Source organism: Paenibacillus albicereus (genome assembly GCF_012676905.1).
Lineage (GTDB): Bacteria > Bacillota > Bacilli > Paenibacillales > Paenibacillaceae > Paenibacillus_O > Paenibacillus_O albicereus.
This window is the reverse complement of record NZ_CP051428.1, coordinates 2,034,739-2,056,717: the sequence shown is the minus strand read 5'-3', so window position 1 is coordinate 2,056,717 and position 21,979 is coordinate 2,034,739. Positions and strand designations below refer to the sequence as shown.

The window sequence follows — 21,979 nt, the reverse complement described above, 5'->3', positions numbered from 1 at the left end:
CACTCCTCCCAACAGAAAAATGAAAAGCATGCCACGACTAGCGGATGGAATCGCTGCGATTCGGTTGCTGCTGTCGCTGCTGGGCCAGCATACGGTGTATACGACGGGAAATGTCGTGTGCCGCATCCTTCATCACCGTCAGCTCGGCGCGAATATGCTGCGGCTCCAACTCCTTGAGCCGTTCGTGAACCTGGCCGAAGCGGAAAGAAGCCGTCTCGACGCCGAACTTTTTGCAAAGCATATACGCAGCGCAATAAGCTTGGAAATTGTAATGGGAGCGGCTGTAGTCGTTATGGCCGCGATCAATCTCCGCATGCGCCAACTCCTGTGCGAGCGCCCGAAAAATGTCACTGGCCCCAAGCCCGTGACGTATCACGATGTTTCGCGTATCCGGCTGATAGAGCGCATGAACCTCCGCAGGCAAGGCATCTCCAATCGTAATCGTAACAGGTGAGCGGTCCATCAATGCCTTGATGCGCGTGCGGTCATCCGGGTAGATCGGCGATTCCTTTTTCGGTGCGGTTGTTTGCGCAACATCGAACATCTTCTTGGGGTTGTAGCTGATTGCGGTACTCCCATCTTCTCGCTTGTATTCCTCGCCTGGCTCCAAGATGTAAAATCCGGATTCCTTGCGACGGATATAGACGCCTTGTTCTTTCCAGCTATCAAAATCAGCAATGCGAGTGGCATCCGGGCGCTGCGCGAAAATAAGCAGCGCATTCGCGACGCTGTAGAGATCAAAACGGCTTTGTACGTCCAGATAATGCTGAAATTGTTCGCCGTTTTGCGTAATGGCGGCTGTGGCAGTATCAATCGTCTCATACGTCCACTGCCGCAGTTCTTGCTTTTTTTGCGCCCACGCTTCTTTGTCGAACGGCTGCTCACGCTGACCGGAGGCCGTCGTGACTTGGGGCTGGAATAACTCGTCCAGTTCGCTCATTTCGATTTCCCTCGCTTTCGACTCCCGGCCATCGGAACGGATGCTTTACTGCCGGACGCCGAATTCCCGCGATCTCTGCGCTTAGGCAACGACGGTTCCTGCACCTGCTGCCGCCGTCTGCTCTCTGCCGCCCGGTTTTCCTCCCGAATTTCACGCAGCAATTGGCGGACGGACACTTTTTCCTTCGGCTTTTCAGGGTCAATCGTAACCCTTTCGTATGCCGCGCTGCGCTCGGAGGTAGGCGCGGACGGAGAGGATGGTTCCGTTGTCCTCTCCTCCTGTGTCGGCGGGAGGGGAAGCGGACGCTCCGGTTCCGTTCGCTCGACCTCCCACGCCTCGGCCGCCGGTTGATCGGTTCCCTGCTGCTCGTTTACCGGCTGCACCTCCGCCGCCGGCTCGGGCTTTCCCAACAGATCGTCCAAAAAATCTTCGCTCACTACCGCTCCCTCATTTGAAGCTGGCGACTCGTTGGCTCCTTCTTCGGGTGTCCCGGCATGTTGCTCCGGTGGTTGCGCCGCCCCTTCACGCTCGACCGACTGCTTCTCGCTGCGGGATTTCACAATCTCCTGCTTGATGCTGGCCGTATCTACGGTCGCCAGCTTGAAGCGTTCAACGATTCGGTTGATCTTGGACGCATCCTCGGCCCGTACCATGACGTCGCAAAGCCCGTCCACATTTTTCTTGTCACGCAGCGCGCAATAGAGGACACCATACCGCTTCGCTTCTTTGCAAAACGTCGGCAAGTCTTCATTTCGTACTGCAAATACCTTCAGTTCCTTACCGCTGCGCAGCAAGCTTTCCAAACGAATGCGGCCTCTTGTTCGTTTTTGCCCTTGCAGGGCGGCGAACAAATAAACAGCCAGATGCTTCGCGCCTTCGCCGGAAATTTTCGCCATGACTTCAATGCCACGAAGACTCATGCTGACGACCTGATCGGCCGCCTCGGTTCCGCTGCTCATGGACATTGGCCTCCCTTCGTGTCGATTGGTCTTCCTCGTTACGTTGCAGCTTGTTTGCCAGTTCGTCGGATCGGGCAAGAACGCCCGTACAAAGCCTCACCTCCTTTCGGAGCTTCGCAAGCTGACGGGAAAGTTCGGCAATTTGCGATTTATACGACTCGATTTGCTCGGGAAGCTGACAGCGGCGAAGCCGGTTGTACAGCATTTTGCGGGAGCCGTATCCTTGTCGCAATTCCGTTTGCAGCCCGTCAAGATAACCCGTCAATTGATCCGTATTGAAAATTCGATGACGGCATAACAGCTTGGTTTGCTCCGTGATGGCCGTCAGATATCGTAAGTCTTCGCGCAATAAAAAAGACGTCCGTTTGAGGGACGCGCGGGAATGAGGCAGAATCCCCATCTTGAATAAGTACCGCAGATACAAGGCTTGCAGACCGCTAAATCTACGTCCGATATGCAGGGTACTGCGAACGATGACGGCTCGTCTGCGCCGCGGCAACGGCATCGGTGGCTGACGCTGCGGTAACTGGTTTTGCAGAATACGCTCTTTTATCGCATGCTCCGTGTAATCGTCGCCAAGACTGCGCAATCGAACAAACCGCTCTTTGCCCGGCGGGCGTACCGCCAAATGCTTGACGTTCGACTTCATTTCATAACCCTGCTTCTGAAGGATCGCGAAAAATTGCGTCATCGTCATGGCAGCGGCGATAGCGGCGTCGATGTCCTCGCGTATCAAGCCGCGCCAAGTCGGCTTGCTTTCCTGTTCCGCTCGCCACTCACCGTAATGCTTGGCCTTACCCGGTTCCGGCTGCTCGATGACCGATAAGGCATGCTCCCGGCAAAGTCGATCGGATGTTTGCCGCATCAGCGCGTAAGAGGCTTTGTTATCGTAGTAGCGTTTACCGTCCAGGAACGACACCGCATTAAGTACGAAATGATTGTGCAAGTGCTCCTTGTCCAAATGGGTTGATACAACGACTTCAAAGCGCTCCCCCCATAGCTCCTGCGCCAGTTTGATGCCAATGGCATGTGCCACCTCCGGCGTCGTTTCGCCCGGTGCAAACGCCTGATACCCGTGAAAAGCCACAATGCCATCAGTCTTTTGAAATTGTCGTTTGGTTCGCTGCATTTGCTCGTAAGCGGTAAGCGGATCGCAATTGATCCCGCTCACGTAAAGCTGTTTTTCCGTTTTGGCATCCGCGCTGGTATAAGCGAGCACCTGCTGTAAATCATCATGCGCTACACGCGCTTGATCGGTCTTATCAGGATTGGTGGCGTAATCCAGCACACGCTTGAGGCGGTCGGTAACGTCCCATATTGCGGTTGTCGCCATGTGCGCTGTCCCCTTTACGGTGGATGTACGTTAGAATTTCCTTGTAGCTCGTTTCTCGGTTCCGGTGCGGTCACGGCTTGTTGAATCTGCTGGACGGCGCGGCGCAAGTGGTCTGCTTCCTGCTGAAAAGCCGCTCGATCCAGATGACCTGTCGCATGGGCCTTCGCTGCGAGTTGGTTAAGGTTATTGCCGATGGCGTGAAGCTCGCGCATCATAGCGAAATAGTCCGTTGGCGGCATCGCCTTCGGGACATATCTATTAATCAGGGATCGAATATAACCTTCCTGTGAAAGTCCCGATGTCTTCGCACTCGCTTGGAGCTTTGCGTTTTCATCATGGTTCACCCATACCTGAATGCGAATCGCTCGTCTTCTCATCATGTTCACTCCTTCTTCAAAGGACATGGCTCGCACGAAATAGCTGAATGGTTTCTGCTGTTTCTGAAAGATACCGATCATTGTTGAAACCTATATTCTTATTAAAAGAGCGTGTAGCTGAGGCAGGGGTATTAGGGGCTTGCCCCTAACAAGCGAATTTGGGAGACCAAATTCAGTGCTTGCTGCAACACGAGACATTCGTCTCGCGTCGCCCTGAAGGCACCTGCCGGGAAAAAGGGGAGGGGCATCGAAACGACAAAAAGACGCTGATCGCTCAGCATCATCGAAAAGACATGATTCACTTACAGCCGATCCCCGTACCCATCGCTAACGCGTTAGCTCAGAGCGATGTTTTCGATAAGCTACCAGTTCATCGTTAACATCTTCACCTTTAGGTAGCTCGTCGGAAATGGCATAAGCGGTGCCAAGCAAACGAATAATCATATTTGCCGCTGAACGGCCCGGATCGTTGTTATCTAAATGAAGCACCAGACGATTAACCTTTGGATAGCTTTGCAAATAATGAGTGAGTGCAGCCGGTGTCGTATCTTCATACGTATTTTCTTTTGGACCATATATCCCTCCAAGTGATAATTGATGAGATAAACGCCAGTCCTTTTCAAAGATTGAGGCAAGAGTACAATACGATAACAGATCAATCGAACTCTCAAATACATGCAGTTCAGAGCTGTTCCCAATGGCGGGGATGGAGAACGAATACCGTTTGTCACTACCTGACGCTTCGCTCCTGTATCGGGTTTTGGTTGTTCCTCGAATCGCTGCGTACCGTGGGGAACCTTTCAAATCAAATCCCACAAATACTGCGTTATGGTACATTCGGCTTTCGTAAAGACGTCCTGAGTCGAGACAGAATTCGATTACGTCGCGAGAAATGCCGCGTTTGCGAAGATAAGCGATGACGCGATTCGAATTCTCATACGGTTCGGGAAGCTCCAGCCGCGCATTTGAACCATCCTGCTGAATGGCAGGGGTAGCTGGAGCCATGTGAACGGGTGGATTACCGTCAATTTGCAGCACCGCATCGGGAAACGACATGCCTCTTACTTTAATGAGGTAGTCCAGCGCAGAACGACCGCCGATCCCCCTAGACCACCAGAACCATTTACCGTTGGAGATTTTAAGGCTGTCGTGGGAGCGGGTCGAATAGGCGTTGCGCGAGCACCGCACCAGTTCGTATGGCTCGAAACATTGCAAATAGGTGAGCAGGTCCAATTGCTTTGCACGTTCGATTTGTTCCTTGCTTACATAGCTCATTGCCGTAGTTCCTCTCGAAAAAAGTAAATTAGACACAACGGGCTTTAAAAATCGTGTCTCTTAATTGTAAGGCTGATTTTCTTTCATCCTGCTTCATTTGTTCATCGTGCCTTACCCTTCTTTTTGGGATACAGATAAGCTCTTCTTTCCCTCAACTCTGAAGCGCCTTTCTTTTTCATGAATGCGTCTAACTCGCTTTCATAGACTTGACTGGTCACCCCGTTCGAATCACGGATGTAATAATACGTGTCTCCAAATCAGTTCTTCCCTTTGGATATCAATTCCAATTCCGGCATGGTTTCTCCCTCCTCGGTCGGATCGGTTCCATAACAAATAGGCGGTAGAATCGGGCAAAAGCATCCGCCGCCGCTTGGGATGGCATACAACATGTGCGTACCTCCAGAAATGCGAAAAGGACCCCAAAAGCCGGAGTCCGTTTCGTCCTGTGATTTATACCTTTCCATTGCTGTTATCGCTCTCGATCCGCAACCCGCCGTTCGGGTGCTTCCGGTTCTTCATCCGACACGCTGTCCACGGCTTCGTTTTCCCTTTTGTCCATGTTCAGCAGCACATTTAACTCCGCGAGCCGCGCGGACTTCGTTTGCAATTCCTGCTCCTGCTTGAACGGTGCCTCGATCTGCTCCTTCGCCGTTACCATCTGTTGCTTGAGTGTTGCGAGCTGGTCACGGCAATAGGCGAGCTTATTCGGCAAATCCGACAAGGTGTTGTTTATTCGACTCATATTGCCGCCTGCATCCGGTCCTAACGTAATCGTATGGCCCAAAGCGCCGCGCAGCGTCACCTTGTATTCCTTTGCAAAGCTATCAAACGATAGCCATAAGGAAAAGCCCATGTAACTGCCTGCATCCTGCGGATCGGGAGAGGTCATGCCCTTGCAGGCTTCCAGCAGGGCAACGCCCGCCGTAGCACGTTCCGAGTACGTGTAATCTTTGATGGTCATACCGGGAAAACGGGAATCGTCGCTGCTAGCCTTTTCCGACGCTTGGGCGCGCATGAACAAGGCCACGTCCTGCTCATACCCAGCAATGCGTTCCTCCGTTGACTTGAACTGTTGCGGCAGCATTTTGAGCAGCCGATCCTCCAGCGCATAACGCTGGCTTAAATGATTCGCCTTGAGCAGCTTGAGCTTGGATACCTGGATGTCGAGGTCCATCTTCTCCTTGATGTACGGATTTCCGGTCGCCAGCGCTTTAACTTCAGCATAGGACAAAGCCGTCTCATCAATGTCCTCGGCAGAACGAACCGGCGATTTGCTGGTCATGATCTGCGAGATAAACCGCTGCTTGTTCTCCAGCGTTTGATAGAGGTAAGCGTCAAACGTGTTCTCTGTGACATAACGGAAGATGTGAACCTCGCTGTTCTGGTTGCCTTGCCGAATAATCCGCCCGCTGCGCTGCTCCAGGTCGCGTGGTCGCCACGGACAATCGAGGTCATGAAGCGCGATCAACTTGGTCTGAACGTTCGTTCCCGCACCCATCTTAAACGTCGATCCGAGCAATATGCGAATCTGTCCCGTTCGCACCTTGGCAAACAGTTCCTTCTTCTTCACTTCTGTATTGGCGTCGTGAATGAAGGCGATCTCCTCAACCGGAACGCCTTTCTCCGTCAGTTTTCGCCGCAGCTCGTCGTACACATTAAAGGTTCCGTCCTGCTTAGGAATGGAAAGGTCGCAAAAGACCAGCTGCGCGAGCCGCTGATCCCGACTGTCGGCCCATTGCCGAAAGACGTTATCCGCGCAGGCGCTTACTTTACTGCCTTCGTCATCGGGTAGCATGGCGTTTGCCAGCCGCTGATCGAGGGCCAGCTTGCGTCCGTCGTTGGTGATCTTGAGCATGTTGTCTTCATGCGGCTCTACTCGCTTCGCTCGCACCAGTTCGGCGCGGCTGGCGAGATCCGCGACCATCTCACGCTGAAAATCGCTCGGCGGAACAGCGACGTTGTGGAAGTGGGCTTTGGGAACCGGAAGCTGGAGCATATCCGCTGTCTGAATGTCCGCCACTTCCTTAAAGACGTTCATCAGCTCCGGCAAATTATAAAAACGGGCAAACCGCGTTTTCGCGCGATAGCCCGTTCCTTCCGGTGCCAATTCGATGGCAGTAACTGTTTCGCCAAATGTTGAAGCCCACGAATCAAAGTGCTGCAAGCCTTGCCCGCGGAGCCGCTCGTATTGCAAGTAGCGCTGCATCGTGTACATCTCGGTGATGGAGTTGGAGATCGGCGTACCCGTGGCAAAAATAATGCCCCGTCCCTCGGTCAATTCATCCAAATAGCGGCACTTGGCAAACATGTCCGATGACTTTTGCGCTTCGGTTTGCGATAGCCCGGCGACATTGCGCATTTTCGTATAAAGGAATAGATTTTTGTACGAGTCTGCTTCGTCGACGAACAATCGATCGATGCCGAGTTCCTCAAAGGTAACCACATCATCCTTACGGCTCGTGTCGTTCAGCTTCTCCAGCTTGACCTGCAGCGTCTTCTTTGTCCTCTCAAGCTGCTTGATGGCGTACCGCTCGCCCTTGGCTTCCTTTAGCTCGCGGATGCCGCTGGTGATTTCGGATATTTGCTCGTAAAGCTGTTGCCGCTGGCGCTCCGCCGAGATCGGAATTTTTTCAAATTGCGAGTGGCCGATAATAATCGCGTCGTAATCGCCGGTGGCAATCCGTGCGCAGAACGTCTTCCGGTTCTTCGTTTCAAAATCCTTCTTGGTGGCGACAAGTACGTTCGCGGACGGATAGAGCATCAAAAATTCCGCAGCCCATTGCTCGGTCAGATGATTAGGAACAACCAACATGCTTTTGTTGCACAGGCCCAAATGCTTGCTTTCCATTGCCGCGGCGGTCATCGCAAAGGTTTTGCCCGCGCCGACGCAATGGGCGAAAAGGGAATTGCCGCCGTAGAGCGTTCGGGCAACCGCATTGACCTGATGCTGCCGCAACCGGATTTCCGGGTTCATCCCGGTGAAGCGGATATGACTTCCATCATATTCGCGCGGACGGATGGAATTAAATCGATCATTGTACAGTCGCGTGAGCTGCTCCCGGCGCTGCGGATCTTGCCATATCCAGTCTCGAAACGCTTCCTTCATGGCTTCCTGCTTTTGCTGCGCGATAGCCGTTTCCTGCTTGTTCAGCACCCGCTTTTCCACACCGTTTTCAACGGCCGTATCGAATATCCGTACATCCCGCAGATTCAGCGTGTCTTCGAGAATTTTGTACGCATTGATGCGATTCGTACCGTAGGTGACATTGGCCTTAATATTGTTACTACGATCATCGCTTTTGCCTTTAACGTTCCAGGCTGCTGTGTAGCCGGAATACATCACGTTGATGGAGGTTTGGTACATATACGGCGTATCCACCAGTTCGAAAATGAATGCCCGAATGACTTCCGGCGGCAGCCAGGTTGCGCCCAGTCGTACATCAATCTCGGAAGCGTCCAAGTCCATCGGCTGCACGGCTTCCAGCGCTTTAACATTTTCAGCGTACCGCTCGGCGTCAAAGGCCGCAAACTGTTTGGCAGTGCGCAGCTTTTCACGAACATTGCCCGATAAATACGCATCCGCTGTTTCGTATATCGGTTGTCCTTCTTCGTCCAGATTTTCAGGATTCGGGAAGATCACGCCGCGAAGCTCCTGCACAAGCAGTTCCTGCGCGAGTCCGGTCAACTCTGCCATATACGGCAAATCGACGCGAGCTTTCGTACCGATGGAAACCGCCAGCGCCTCCGAAGCCGTATCCACCTGTTTTATGTTGGTGCGTTGCCGAATGGTACGCTTCGTGAACATATCCGCCTTACGTAGCAACCGTCCTTCCTCATCTATGACTTCCAACGAACAGAGAAGGAAGTACGAGCTGTCATCCGAAAAGGCAAGGCTATTGGCGCGACTGTTAATCAGGCCGTATTGCGTTGTGAACCGTTCGTATTGCGTATCCAGCTTGCGCTGTTGCTCCCTTATCGCTTCGTCGCTGTAATCCTCGGTTTGGTATTCGATCAGTTCGCGCACCGTGTCCCGAAGCTGAATCATGCCCTTGATACGGCCCGCCGCAGTTGCTGATGTTTCAACCGGTCGCATCCGGCTGTTTTCCCGAAAATAGATGCGTCCTTCGACCAGCGCAAAGCTGAAATTACGAACGGACGGGTCGGCAGGCAGGGAGACTTCCTCCTCCTCCGGCTGTTCCTCCCGTTCCAAGTCGAACCACTCCGCATGGATGTTCGCTAGCGCCTCACGCAGCAGCTCGTCCAAAGGAGCGTCCGGGTAGGGACGACAGGTCGTTTCCTGTTGATTGCCGTACATCCGATCATCGTAGGCCATCGTACCAAGAACCATTTCGGGGCGGGCCGCAAAGTAGCTATTCACCGGTACATCCTCTGCCGTAACGCCGAGCGAAAGCCATTCCTCGGTGTGCTCGCTGACGGCCATCTTACGGTCCCGTTTTTGCAAAAACAAAATGTCGGCGGTCACTTCGGTTCCGGCATTCGCCAGGAACGCATTATTAGGCAGACGCACCGCGCCAAGCAGCGCGGCCCGTTCCGCGATGTATTTTCGGACGGTTGGGTTATGTTTGTCCATCGTTCCTTTGGAGGTAATAAAGGCGATGATGCCGCCCGGACGAACCTTATCCAGCGTCTTCGCAAAGAAATAGTCGTGAATCAGAAACTTGTGCTTATCGTATTTTTTGTCGGCCACGCCGTAGCTGCCGAACGGGACGTTACCAATCGCGAGGTCAAAAAAGCTGTCCGGCAAGCTGGTTTGCTCGTAGCCGCTGACAGCAATCGATACTTGCGGGTAAAGCTGCCGCGCGATGCGCCCGGTGATGCTGTCCAGCTCAACGCCAAACAACCGAGCGTCCTGAAATGACTCCGGCAATAGACCGAAAAAATTGCCGATGCCGCAAGACGGCTCCAAAATATTACCGCTACGAAAGCCCATTCTCTCCAGGCAATCGTACATCGCCTTGATGACGGTTGGAGAGGTGTAGTGCGCATTTAGCGTGGAGGCGCGGGCGGATGCATATTCCTCCGGGTCCAGCAAATCTCGCAGCTCCGCATATTCGGGTCCCCATTGCGGATTCCCATCATCAAACGCTTGCGGAATCCCGCCCCAGCCCACATAACGGGCAAGCACAGCCTGTTCGTCCGCTGTCGCCTGACGGTTATCCTTCTCCAGTTTCCCGAGCAGCCGAATCGCTTCCACATTCCACTTGTACTTGGTTTTCGCGCCGCCATGTCCCAATTCGTTGTCCATGATTCGGTAGTTGCTGACCGGAGCCAATTCATGCCGAAGCTTGGGGGCAGCGGAAGGAGGAGAGGGAGTCAATCCCTCACCTTCATCATGTGCCGCTTGCTCCGGTTCGTCCACCAGTTCCGTATCCCATTCCGCGTGTTCCGAATCCGATTCCTGCTGGCCGGAAATCAGATGATCGTTCAGCGGATTCTCGCGCAGCATGCGCTCGAAATCCCGGCGATTCATTTCCTGCATGAATAACGGAAATTGAACGTCCTGCAGTACAACCTTTCGCGGCTCCATCTGCGCAATTTCGTATTCATCCGCACCGATAAATACTTTGCTGCCCTCAGTATACGCATAGTGCGCCCGAGCCCGGTTGGGTATTTGCTGCGACTCATCCGGCTGCACTTCCGAAAGCGGCAGATTGTGTTCCGTCTTTTCCGCCGCGCGCTGCCTGCGCTTCTCCTCCTGCTGCTCGGCATAGGCAGGCAATCGTTCTTCTTCCTGGCGGTTTAGATAACGGCCCGCTGCCAGCAGCTCGCCGATTCGCTTTTGCACCTTGATCCATGGCAACACTACTTTAACGTCCGGGTTCATAATAGAACCTCGTGTCACCGTAATTCCCTTACTATCGTGATTTTCATGAATATCGGTGCCGATCAGAGCAGGGAGGCGCCCGCCAGTGCCATATTCCCGTTTCAGAAAATCAGCGTTTTCCTGCGCCGATAACGACTGTTGGAAAAATAGCGCGATGCGATGCTTTCCGCTCTCAAAACCACTTCCACCTTGCAGAACAGCGTCGATGGCCGCTTGAGGAAGTGAAAAAGCGGAGGCTTTTTCGTCCTCCGCTTGCTTCATCCATAATGTCTGCTGCTGAATAGAAGGCACCGATGTACGAACAGGATCAAACTCGTTAAGGATCATCATGCTGGCGAAATGCCCGGCAATCACCGACCAATCGTAAAAGCTCTGCGCCGTCCGCTGCTCCGCCGATCCCGTCCAAAGATGCAGTACGTTGCGGTACGGCTCAAAACCGGCCTTTATGTCATCATCTAGCGTTAACTCCGTGATTCCCGGAGGGAACAGACTGCGTATATACAGCGTCCGTTCCCGATCTTCCTTATTCACATCAAAAAAGGCTTCGATAGCCGCCTTGCTCTCGGAAAGCGGCGCGGCGCGAAGCATATCGTTGATGATCGCTTGGTCATGAAAAAACGGAAGACTTCTGTCCTCCGTTTCCCGGTCGTACCATTTTAGTGATAAATCAGCTCCGTGAGAATCAGTTCCTCCGCTTGCTGCTTCAAGCTGTTCATGTGACTCGTCCAGCCCATCGGGTCGGTCGCCTTGTCCGGGGCCGGGTGCTGCCGAGTCAGTTCCTGCATCGTCAGGTTGATCTGCTCCCGTGCTGTCCGGTCGATGTCCGCCAGATGCCGGGTCAGTTGCTCCGACAGCATCAGGTGCGCGTAGGTTCCCTTCCGCTGCTCCTTGAGAAACGTCTTGTGCAACATCCCATATTTCCCGATGCTCATCGGTTCGGTCAGCGTCAGGTCGGGCAGCAGGTAATCCCCGCTCGGCGTGTAGGTCAGTTCCATGCTCAATCATCCTTTCGCGTAATTTAGCTTCATTTTGCGGCAAGGATTCTGGCCTTGCAACGGTACGACTCGCCTGTCGCTCTTTTTTTCGCTGCTCATCGCGGCGCATCGCCCGAACGGTGGATTCAATCTCGCGCAGCATCGTTTCAGCTACGTCGCTGATCGCCGCGCCCAAATGTGACAGCGCAGGGAGCGTATTGAAATAGCCGACACCGGACAGATCGTCAACGCTGATGTAACGGGAGGGTTCCAGACCGCAGCGTGTCAGCGCCATAAAGGTGACCGCGTGTTGAGCGGCTTCCCTGAACAACAGTTCCACATGCGGCTCATCCAGTTCTTCCAGCAGGCTGTTATCGCGTTCGGCCAGCAGCATCCGCACGTAATCGGCGCTGTGATCCTCCACCGCGTCTCGGGCAGCAGACAACAGCGTGTCAACCAACTCCATACCAGGCTCTCGTTCACTGCCAAATGCATTTTCCAGCGTTTCGATGACGGCTTCCGTATCCGGCTCCTCCATGCGCCATAGGGAGATGGGTTGTCGGCTGCGGCTCTGCGTGTCCGACACATCGAAGACATGACGCAGCCCCAGATGACTGCCCCGATCCTCGATCAGCGCGATGCCTTTTGCGCCGCGCTTTACCCAACGGTTCAACCGCTTGTTCCAGATTTCAATTGAAGCACAGGCCGTAGCATCGGGGCGCTGCGCGTAAATCAAAAGTTGATCTTGAAACGGATACTTGTAGTTCCAGGCTGCCGTTCGCAGAAAATCGGCCCAGCGCTCGGGGTGATCCGAAACCGCATGGGCCGTACTGGCGGCAAGCTCGGACATTCGCTGCAACTTGGCTGTCAAAGGTCGCACCTCCTCATACGAAGGTAATTTGGTTCGTCAGACGAATGCCTTCCTCGGAATATCTTGGCGTGAGCCGAATAAGTCCATTTTGCTGAAGCCGATGCAGGTTGCGACGCACAGCAGAAGTGGAAAGACCCACCTCTGATGCAAGTCGCCTGGACGAAAGCAGTACCGCGCCGTTTCGCCCGCCTGCACGATCCAGCAAATAGCTGTACAGCAGCTTCGCTGCAGGGGGAATAGATGCTCCGGTCAGCAACCGGTAACGGGCAAGATCATTCATAGAAGTGCATCCTCCTATCGTTCCAGTTCAGACTTCTGCTTTAGTGGTGCCGATGAAGGGGAATGGAGGGGCGACGACAATTCAATTATTCGCTCCGGCCGAGTGAAGCAATATAAATAAAAGTTATAGTCGCCGGCACGCGGAAAGCATCGCAGATAGTAACGATGCTTTGCCGTCTGTAAACAAAAGCCATAGACATCGCTGTGCCGCGCGCTTGGTAGACGGGCCTCTGGATGTTTTATACAAAAATCGTGCATGCCACTGCGGTTTTGAAGCAGCCCCTGTTCCGTCAACGCTTGAATGACCGCTCCAAGCTCCTCCCGAAAATCAGGAGTTTTCAACGAAGAGATATGTTCGAACCAAGTCGCCCAGAATGCCTCCCCATCTTTGCCGAAATCACCGCGCACATGCCCAATACAACCGCGCTCCGTATCCTTCTCGATGGAGGCGGAATAAAAATAAGCCTCATCCTCAGATGTGGCAATCTTCAGCTTCTCAATCATGCTCTTTTCCTCCCAAACGGTATGCTGTTTTTAATGGGTGCCGCCCGTACCAAAATCGTCGTAGCTGGACAAGTCGGCGTGATAAAACACAACATCCCCGTCTAGCAATAAGAACATCCCCCCGTAAGGATCGACAAAACTGCGCTGAAAACCTTCCATATGCCACTGGTTGTCCAGCGGCGCATTTTTATACTGCAAATGCGGGTGAGCGATGTCCTTATTGCGAATGGTTTCGATGTTAAAATTGACTACAAAATAGCCGTCACGCAGGAAGATCGGCGCATTGTCGTCCAGCCGGTGGGTACGTCCGTACTCGGCCAGATTCATGCCTGCTGGCACTGCATAGGGAGCAGCGGGAAGGCTATACTCGCCAAACCAGCGCTGCACCGAGGCATTAGCTCGTGCAGTATCAATGCCGGACGGCACCTGCATACTGCCGATAAACGTCCGGAGCTGCGAAGGAAGCAGCATGCCGTCGTAGCCACCGACGTAAATCCGCTTTTGCGCCGCTTCCCTCAAATACTGCTGTACATACGATGTCTGACTGCCGGAAGAACCATTCACCCTCCAAAGTGAACTGGCAGTATTGGTTAACTCCTGCTGCGACACATTGCGCAGACGGGTATCCAGCGTCACCAGCCGCTGCTCGGTGTCTTCCGTGGAGCCGATCCGAATAAACCGCTTGGTTCCCGAATGATAGTACAAGTCCACCTGTTGTCGGTTTTTGCCCTGCTTGTCAACGAAGTAAAAGGTAGGCGTGATTTTAATCCCGTCGCCCGCGCTGAACATGTTGCCGAGCGTTTTGACCTCAAATTTGAAGTGATAGCCTGTTTTTACGACAACATTTTTCTTTCCGCTCTCCGGGTGACTGCCGGGCCGAATCGGCAGCACGTAAGGGGCCGTATTGCCGCGCGCCGCGCCGTCGATCCCTTTTGTACCAACCCAATAGCTATTTCCGGTCGGCGTCGCACTGCCTGCCGCCGTTCTGAACACCTTTTCCCACTGGTAGTCGGCAACATCGGTAATTCGGAAGTCGAACAGACGGCCAATAACCTCAACCGCCACAACTTGTGTCGCCACATGATTAGTTAAGTCCAAATTGGCATTACTTTGTGATGTGAATGAAGCCGGACTGTTTTCGGCAAACGTGCGGAATAGTACATCATAATTTCCCTCATCTACCCAAACGGGCATGTAAAAAGTGGTTGTAAGCTGGCCGACAGGAATCGAAGTCCAGGTGTCCTTCGGAATCAACGTTGCGTGGTCAGCCTTGTATACATCGAATGGGAACCTTACCTGCTTGTCTCGCACATATTTGGCATAGTCCCGATTGCCGTAGCCGGTAATGTCCCGGTGCGGCCCGCTGGTAGGAATCGTCACGGTAAAGGGACGATCCAGAATAAGCGCCGAACGATCGGCTGTCGGCACCGTTTTCTGATTGTGCGCCTGATCGTTGGCTACTGATGCCAGATTGACGACGGGGGTATGCACCGTCACCGGATTGATGTCATTGATCGGGAAGCTTTGGTTCGATCCGCCGCCGATGCCCTTGACCAGCGTATAATAAATCGTGCCCGTGCTTGGCTGGCTCGCCTTGTTCGTTTTAGTCGGATCAATGACAAAGCCCGAACCATATAAAACGTCCTGCCCGATCATGGGAGATGCGGGAATCGCCCCCGGAGCGGGAGCCGTTTCCTCAACCGTCCGATTATCCATGATCGTTTGTCCGTTAAAGACGACCGTATCGTTTTTGACCTTGATTTTACCGACTGCATTTTCAGCCTCAGACTTCCAGTTCTCGCTTGGAACCGAAGGTCTACTGGAGCCGCCGTAAACCGTTTGTCCGGAAAGCACAACGTTGCGATACACCGGGTCCGTAATATGGGACGTAGCGGCTACATCATGGGTGGCGGAAACAGACGGTGTGGAATACCCGTTTGCTTGAAGCGTCACCGAACCGGAGGGAAGCGCGTAATTGACGACTGTCACCTTCTGTAAGCCATACACTTCCAAACGGTCTACCAGCCAATAGCTGTACTTTCGCTCCACGTTGTAGCTTTGGGTGACGGTTTGCGTGTCGGATCGGGATACCGGAACCGTGGTCGAATGGCCTTCGCTATCCGGCGGGCCGGGAACATATTCCGTCCAACTCAGCGTATACGTGCGGCTGACTGTAATCGGGTAAGATTTCGAGCCTTTCACTTCCGTGAATGTGTTGCGATACAAATACGCTTTGGCGCTCGCGTTAACATAAAGGCTTTCTGAGGTCGGAATGCCCTTCAAAACGTCAAAGCGTTCTGCGCCGCGCGAATCCGCCTTGATGATCGCCGATGCCGTGGCATCCATCGCCTCGGCTTGCTGGCTCGTGCCGGGTGACGAGGTATCGCCGCCATTGTCGCCTTTGCGTACGGTGTGATCCGAGGTGGAATCTCCGCTGTTACCATTAGCATCTTTCACGACGACCGTGATTTTGACGGTAATACTGGAGCCGGATGTGAATGGAATTTTGATCGGCAGCGATTTACTTGCCGTCAGCCCGCTGAGTGAGCCGGACTTATCGCTAGGCGTAACGAATGTTGCGTTCTCTATTTTTGTGATCTCATACGTTTTGAGCGGCACGGGTGACTTCGCTTCAAATACAAAATTTCCATCCACAGAGGTGACGGAAGCATCGACGTGATCTGGCGCGTCAATACGAGAGGTCACGGTAATCGGGGAAGGAATTTTATAGATGCCGACGAAGTTGGAGCCGCCAGAGCCAACCAAGATGGAGCGTTCGAGCAGCTTCGCGTCGCCTTTTTCTTGTATGAATAGCTTCTCATCCGGCTTCTTGTTGTTTGTGATATAAGTGCGAACAATTTCATATGTCTGGCCGCCAGATGTGAGCTGCGGATCAAACGTATAGTTCACTTCCTCTCCAGTCTCGTAGACGCCTTTGTCGACTTCCTTGAGTTTCGTACCATCTTCCTTTTGATAGATCGCCTTTACCGGGTTATTTTCAGCGTATTCGGCAATCGCTTCCGTTCCGCCAAGCGCAACCGTGAAGCTTCGCGTTCTCACCTTCGGATTCGTATCCGGATTTTCCTGCAACCAGCTTTTCTGCGTTAGGTCCTTCTTCGGCGATAGGTAGGAGCGGACAATACTGTACGTTTTCCCGTTATCCTCAATCGTCGCAGGAAACTCGTGGTTGATCGTCTCGCCGACTTTGTAGTCGCCCTTATGGAACGTGACCTCAGGCTGATTGAGGATCGTTCCTCTCACGGTTTTCGCAACGACATCGACAGGAAAATTCGCGCTGCGATAGGGGACGTGAATCCCAAAGTAATCATCGAGATCATCCGGGTGCGCCCAAGGTTCAGCGTTCTTGATTCCTTCTAACGTGTAAAATGGTCCTTTGCGCACGTTTCCATTGCCATCGACGGATACCATAATTGCGTACAAGTACAGGTCGTCGTTGTCCTTGATGTCTCCCATGCCTGCTTGCCACATGCCGTCCGTTACTAAATCTTCACTGACTTCGTAGTAGGTCGTGACCGGCTCTCCGGGAATTGGGGGGTTCGGATTTTGCGCGACTTGACGCACCTGTTGATTGACAAATGATGCGTGACTGCCGTTACGTGGATCACTACACTGTTTGGATGATGTATTCGTGCAGAGTTGGTCACGACGCACCGTCCAACCTACCGTTCTGTAGCGGATGGACGAGGTTGCTGCTGTGCTAGTGATTTCAAATTTGATCTTACCCTCATCTACCCGGACAGCCGGTGTCGCAGCATTCATAAGAAACGGAAAGCACGACAATAAAAAAGAGCATGCCAGCAGCATGCTCAACGTGATTCGTATGAATTTATGTTTGCGCATCTAGTTCGAGTCCGCCTTTCTAATGATATGATTGCGGAACAAACTTGCATTCGGATCGACCTTCAACGTACTTCCCCAATCGCCGCCTACATTAGTGGATAGAGAAATATCGGCGTAGCCTTCGTACCAAACACCTTTCTCAAACGTTTGTTTATTCGGGAACCACTCATCGTAAAGCAAGTCATTGCTTGCCTTGTACGAGACGAATTTAATCCTGAACTTGGATCGCACAAAGTTGTTGCCAAACCCATCTTTATAAATCATGGATGGCTCGGGATCAAGATAGCCTTCCATCTGGATTTGGTTCTCTTTGACCCATTCTGCGTAGCGGCGAATATGTTTCAGTTCGGCATCAGAGTTTTGCATTTTGGTAGCAAAAACCGCCTGCGCCCAAGCGTCATCAATCGTGTTGTAATTTACATTCAGCCAAAGCGCACCGAATGCTTTCAGTCTTCCCATCCAAATATCCACGTTCTTCTTGTTGAATTCCGGCTTCGTCGAGTAGAGGACGGATGAAACTTTGCTGTCTGTTGGATGCGAAAATGGATAGCCCATCTCGTACATTTCGTTCGGAACGTCCGCAAGAATGTATGGATAATCGCTCGCATTCTTCGGTAAGTCGGTCGTGCGAATCAAGCGCCCCCATTGGTCGATCTGCCCCGCGCTATCTTCGCTGGTCTTGATAAACACGGTGTCTGTCGGATTGTCCCAATCCACCTTCGCACCTAACACCTCGCTGACGAAACGGAGCGGCACAAACGTTCGACCGCCGCTCAGGATGGCTTTCGTATCCAAAGTGACCGCTTTGCCATCTACCTGCACAACATTTTGGTCAATCGTCAGAACGATAGATTGATCGTCTCTCGTAATCGGAACCGTCTGTGTTTTCGATTCCCAGCCGACTTTCGCTCCGAGCGATTCGGCGACAAAACGTACCGGGACGAGCGTTCGCCCGTTCTCATCAATAAACGCCTGCGCGTCGGGAAACCAGATTTTTTTGCCGTCCATGACGACGCTGACAAAGGTTGGCGGTTTACTGGCTGCGCTTGCCGTCAAACTGAATATACTTCCGAAAAGTGTCACAATGAGGAGGGATACTAACCTTCTTTTCAAATGCCTCACTCCCTAAAGAAATTGTGCGGAACTGGAAAAACTTGCTGTTGCCTACATCATAGTGCCGATTCTGTTGCCTGTCCACTGTCCGGCAGTCTGTCCTCTGCAGGAACCAGGAGCCGCTCGTTACTCCGTGCGCGAAGCCCTTCTTCTTATAACAACAACGACGATGACAAGAATCAGCAGCAAGCCCCCGTAGACGAAGGATGGGCGCAATCCAAATGAACCTTCATGATGCGGAGAAATGTCCCCAGTAGCTTGAATCACGGTTCCTGAAGGCATAGTCCGACCGTCCGTTACTTCAAAAGGGAATTCCTTCTGTTCTGTGCGGTCACCCAGCGTTGTCTTTACTTCCGCCATGTAAGAACCGGGAGAAAGCGGCCTGTTTAGGTCCGCCATGTACTGTGCGACCGTGCCTGCATAAATGGAATCAACCGTTGATTTCCTTTCAAACAAAAGCTCGCTGGCATCGTCCTGACGTTTGAGCCGCACCTCGATCTCCGGTTCGGACAAGCTATCGCCTTCATTGACCAGCAAAATCGTCAGGCTCGCTTTTCCGTTCTCCAGCGTATATGCGGCCGCGTGCGGGACAGCCTCAGGAGGCTTCGCTTCGTCCAACTTGTAGTTGAGGACGACCTGCAACCCGATTTTACGCGCCGCCGATTCCCTCATACTTTGATCGTAGACGCCGATGACGGACACGTACTGGCCCGGCTCCACACTTTCAGGTATCTGCATTTCCATTGTAAAGCTTTGCGTCTCGCCAGCCTTGAGGGTTATACTGCGATCCGGCGCCCTGTACCATGCAGCCGAACCGGTATCGGGATCGCTCGGTAAAGTAAAATCCTTTCCGCCGCCCAATGCAGGCATGGCATCGGCCGCATAGAGCAGCGCTGTTATTTCCTCATCAGTGGGATTCGTGACGTGAACCTTGTACTCTCGCTTATCGCCGGGTACTATATCCTCGACATAAGCGCCCAACTCCGGATTGATCCGGTCGGAATCCCCACTGATGACCAATTGCTGCCCGTCCATAGGGTTGGTAAATCCGGCGGCTATCCAAAAAACGATTGCCGCCAGCACCAGTCGAATCCACATGATTGATGAACTCCTTTGCTTGTATTCCGCTTGCCATCGCTTACATGAGCGAATAGGCATACGTTCCTGCTAGAAGGCCGAGCCGAGGCAAGTCAGGGGCATATATCCCTTGCGTGCGGCTGCTTGCTCGCTGGCAAACGTTTCTTCGGTCGGATAGGTGTAACCGCAGGAACTGCGGTAGTACACCTTCATACTGCCTCTCCTTGCCCCGATGATCGTTGGACGTTTCACGATGCGGCTCCCGCCAAGCGCATAGTTGTTGTACACCTTTGCTCCCATCGGGATACCTTGTACAAAAGCCAAAACGCCCACATCATCCACCGTATTGTGCCAGTCCTCATCGGAGATCAGAGGCAGGGTGAACGTGTAGGACAGGCCATTTCGAGAGACTGTTTCGTTATATCGATTGATCCGGTAGGCCAACTCGTCCTGGATCGCCCGGACAATCGTGCTTCGTCGTACCTGCTCGAAGAGCGCAGCATCCTGCAAAAGCGGTATCGTCGTTTGCTGCCGGATGTCCTGCCGCAAGCCCTCATGCCAGCTTCGGCTGGCCGCATCGTAAGCGAGTACCTGCTGGTCAAGCGTAAAGGACAGGCTGTTACCCGCCGCATCGACATACGCATAAGGCTTCTTCGTTCCCCAAGCCGGATTCATGACGGTTTTTCCGTCAGCCCCCGTCCATTCTTGCTCGGAATAGACGTAAAAGCCGTCGTAGCCGACGATCACGATAGCCGGAATGTAGCGATGCAGGACACCTTGCGACACCAGATCATCCGCAGCGCCGAAGCCCGTGTCCAGCGTCCGGTAGAACGCCGCTAGTGCTTCTTCCTTGTTCAGCGCGAAATGCTTGGCCGAGGCATATTGCGCTTCCTGCTGCTGGCTTGCGTTAACGACGAGCAACCTCGCGGCGTCGTCCACCGCCGCATCTAGTGCAGCATCGTAACTCATCTCCGACAGCACCGTCCGTCTCAGGGTATCCGTCTCATTCCGATTGACGATCGCGAAGGGAAGAAACAACAGCGCGCCGACGATAGCCCATTCAATCCATTTCATTGCGCACCACCCCGCCATACGGAATCACGATTTTTTCATTCGGGCTAATGGTATTGTTCAGAAAATCAAAGAACAACGTGCCTGCCGTCCGGTTCGTATTGCGCACAATTACCGAAAAGCTGTCGCCCGCGCGCATCCGATAACGACGGTTTGGGTCATCCTTTGCTGCCAGATTGTCGGGGAACAGCTCCGGCAGGATCTGCGCATTGAAAAACGCATCGTACTGTACCTCGTAGTTGCCCTTAAAGGTTTCGGGCCGTGTCGGATCGTCGTAAACCGGCACGTACTTCTTGCTGTCATGCTCCATCTGAACGTCGAAGGTATTGCCGGTCGCCGCAAGCGCGGTCATGAAATCGTTGTACATCGTTGGCGTGATGCCGCCTTTGTCCCGAACCGCATCGACGAAGGCTGTCGTCGCGCGCAAGGCAACAAGTTCCGAAATATCGTCCTGCTGGTCAAAGGCGGCAGAGAGCGGGTAGAGATAGAGCAGCAGAACAGCGATCAATACGGCGAAAATTTTGATCAGACTGTTCATGGCAGGCTCCTTAGTGTCAGGCGCTGCAAGTGACCAGAAACGTCCCGTTCATAGGCGGGCTGATAACGCCCCTTTAGACGTATGCCTGCGGACGAAAGCTGCTCCCGTTCCAGCGGCGGCGCGAACCGAACGCCGTCTACCACCATTTCCGCATCTCCTTCATCTAGGCGAGCGATAGCTTGCAGCACTTCCGCACCGGATACCGAACCGTCGCCCGAGAGCGGTACAGCGATTTGCTGCAAGTTACGATCCTGCGATTGGCCGGTTACATAGGCAAGCGAATTGAGTGAGGCACCGGTCTGAAACAAAATCAGACCGCTGCCTGCGGCCATGAGGAAAACGAGCAATGCTGCGCTCATCTCCAGCATCGTTCTTGGCGCATAGTTCATGTGTTACACCTCCTTCATGACGAAAGCGTCCAACCTGGGCCGGACGCTTTCGTAACCTCATCCGACCTTATTGCTGCCGGAAGACGATGCCGCGAATGACATTGCTGCTGTCCAGCACCAGCGTGCTGCGGAACTTGCCGCTTGGATTAACGTAGTTGATATCCGCTTCGTCTACGGTCTGGCTAATCTGGCCGGGTGCGGCTCCGACGATTGCGCCGTAGGTGATGCTATCCAGAGGCACACCGGTATTGATAACCTTGCCGTACCACTGACCGGTCGGGTTTTTGCCGGTAACGATCTGGATGCCAAATTGGTCCTGATCGCGGAACTTGCGAAGCGCGTTGACAACCTGACTGCCCGATAGCGTCGTATTGTCATACACCGTAAACGCCGTTTGTGAAAGCTCCGTCTGGATATTGCTAAAATTGCTTTGAGCCGCCTTGGTCGAATCCTGGGCGGAAATAAACAGCACGACAGCCAGTGTAATGAGTGCGATGGCAAGGAAGATTCCTGCTGCCATGACAAGTGCCTTCTGCGCATTGGACATGTACAATTCTCTCCTTTGATTAGGGG

The 21,979-nt window shown here is 53.3% G+C and carries 15 protein-coding genes; all 15 read right to left on the bottom strand.

What is annotated here, in order from left to right:
* Nucleotides 1-37 precede the first annotated feature (37 nt).
* On the bottom strand, nt 38-940 hold the full coding sequence (locus tag HGI30_RS08900) for a hypothetical protein (RefSeq protein WP_048743968.1): 903 nt from the start codon (nt 938-940) through the stop codon (nt 38-40).
* Nucleotides 937-1,899, bottom strand: a complete 963-nt coding sequence (locus HGI30_RS08895; protein ID WP_069202417.1) for a PcfB family protein — start codon at nt 1,897-1,899, stop codon at nt 937-939. The genes HGI30_RS08900 and HGI30_RS08895 overlap by 4 nt, the downstream gene beginning before the upstream one ends.
* A complete protein-coding gene (locus HGI30_RS08890) occupies nt 1,841-3,232 on the bottom strand; it encodes a relaxase/mobilization nuclease domain-containing protein (RefSeq protein WP_021877805.1) in 1,392 nt (463 codons plus the stop codon). Before HGI30_RS08890 ends, HGI30_RS08895 begins: the two co-directional genes overlap by 59 nt.
* 14 nt (nt 3,233-3,246) lie before the next feature.
* Entirely contained in the window at nt 3,247-3,690 is a 444-nt protein-coding gene (locus HGI30_RS08885; RefSeq protein WP_021877804.1) for a plasmid mobilization protein, read from the bottom strand.
* Between the two features lie 246 nt (nt 3,691-3,936).
* The gene (locus HGI30_RS08880; protein WP_048743965.1) at nt 3,937-4,884 is read right to left on the bottom strand and encodes a DUF3991 and TOPRIM domain-containing protein; all 948 of its coding nucleotides are present in this window, start codon (nt 4,882-4,884) and stop codon (nt 3,937-3,939) included.
* Between the two features lie 469 nt (nt 4,885-5,353).
* Nucleotides 5,354-12,574, bottom strand: a complete 7,221-nt coding sequence (locus HGI30_RS23745; protein WP_437348426.1) for a DEAD/DEAH box helicase family protein — start codon at nt 12,572-12,574, stop codon at nt 5,354-5,356.
* Between the two features lie 13 nt (nt 12,575-12,587).
* Entirely contained in the window at nt 12,588-12,854 is a 267-nt protein-coding gene (locus HGI30_RS08865) for a helix-turn-helix domain-containing protein (protein WP_084781212.1), read from the bottom strand.
* A gap of 14 nt (nt 12,855-12,868) precedes the next feature.
* Nucleotides 12,869-13,357, bottom strand: coding sequence for a hypothetical protein (locus HGI30_RS08860; protein ID WP_049867106.1), 489 nt, complete (start codon nt 13,355-13,357; stop codon nt 12,869-12,871).
* A gap of 30 nt (nt 13,358-13,387) precedes the next feature.
* Nucleotides 13,388-17,218: a DUF5704 domain-containing protein gene (locus tag HGI30_RS08855; protein ID WP_228551405.1), complete on the bottom strand. Its 3,831-nt coding sequence runs from the start codon at nt 17,216-17,218 to the stop codon at nt 13,388-13,390.
* Entirely contained in the window at nt 17,219-18,331 is a 1,113-nt protein-coding gene (locus HGI30_RS08850; protein WP_049867105.1) for a copper amine oxidase N-terminal domain-containing protein, read from the bottom strand.
* A 126-nt stretch (nt 18,332-18,457) separates the two neighbouring features.
* Nucleotides 18,458-19,429: a DUF916 domain-containing protein gene (locus tag HGI30_RS08845; protein WP_049867104.1), complete on the bottom strand. Its 972-nt coding sequence runs from the start codon at nt 19,427-19,429 to the stop codon at nt 18,458-18,460.
* Nucleotides 19,430-19,498: 69 nt separating this feature from the next.
* Nucleotides 19,499-20,482, bottom strand: a complete 984-nt coding sequence (locus HGI30_RS08840) for a hypothetical protein (RefSeq protein WP_049867103.1) — start codon at nt 20,480-20,482, stop codon at nt 19,499-19,501.
* A complete protein-coding gene (locus HGI30_RS08835; RefSeq protein WP_049867102.1) occupies nt 20,469-21,017 on the bottom strand; it encodes a hypothetical protein in 549 nt (182 codons plus the stop codon). Before HGI30_RS08835 ends, HGI30_RS08840 begins: the two co-directional genes overlap by 14 nt.
* Entirely contained in the window at nt 21,014-21,406 is a 393-nt protein-coding gene (locus HGI30_RS08830; RefSeq protein WP_049867101.1) for a hypothetical protein, read from the bottom strand. Before HGI30_RS08830 ends, HGI30_RS08835 begins: the two co-directional genes overlap by 4 nt.
* Nucleotides 21,407-21,473: 67 nt before the next feature.
* The gene (locus tag HGI30_RS08825; RefSeq protein WP_049867100.1) at nt 21,474-21,953 is read right to left on the bottom strand and encodes a hypothetical protein; all 480 of its coding nucleotides are present in this window, start codon (nt 21,951-21,953) and stop codon (nt 21,474-21,476) included.
* Between the last annotated feature and the right edge of the window lie 26 nt (nt 21,954-21,979).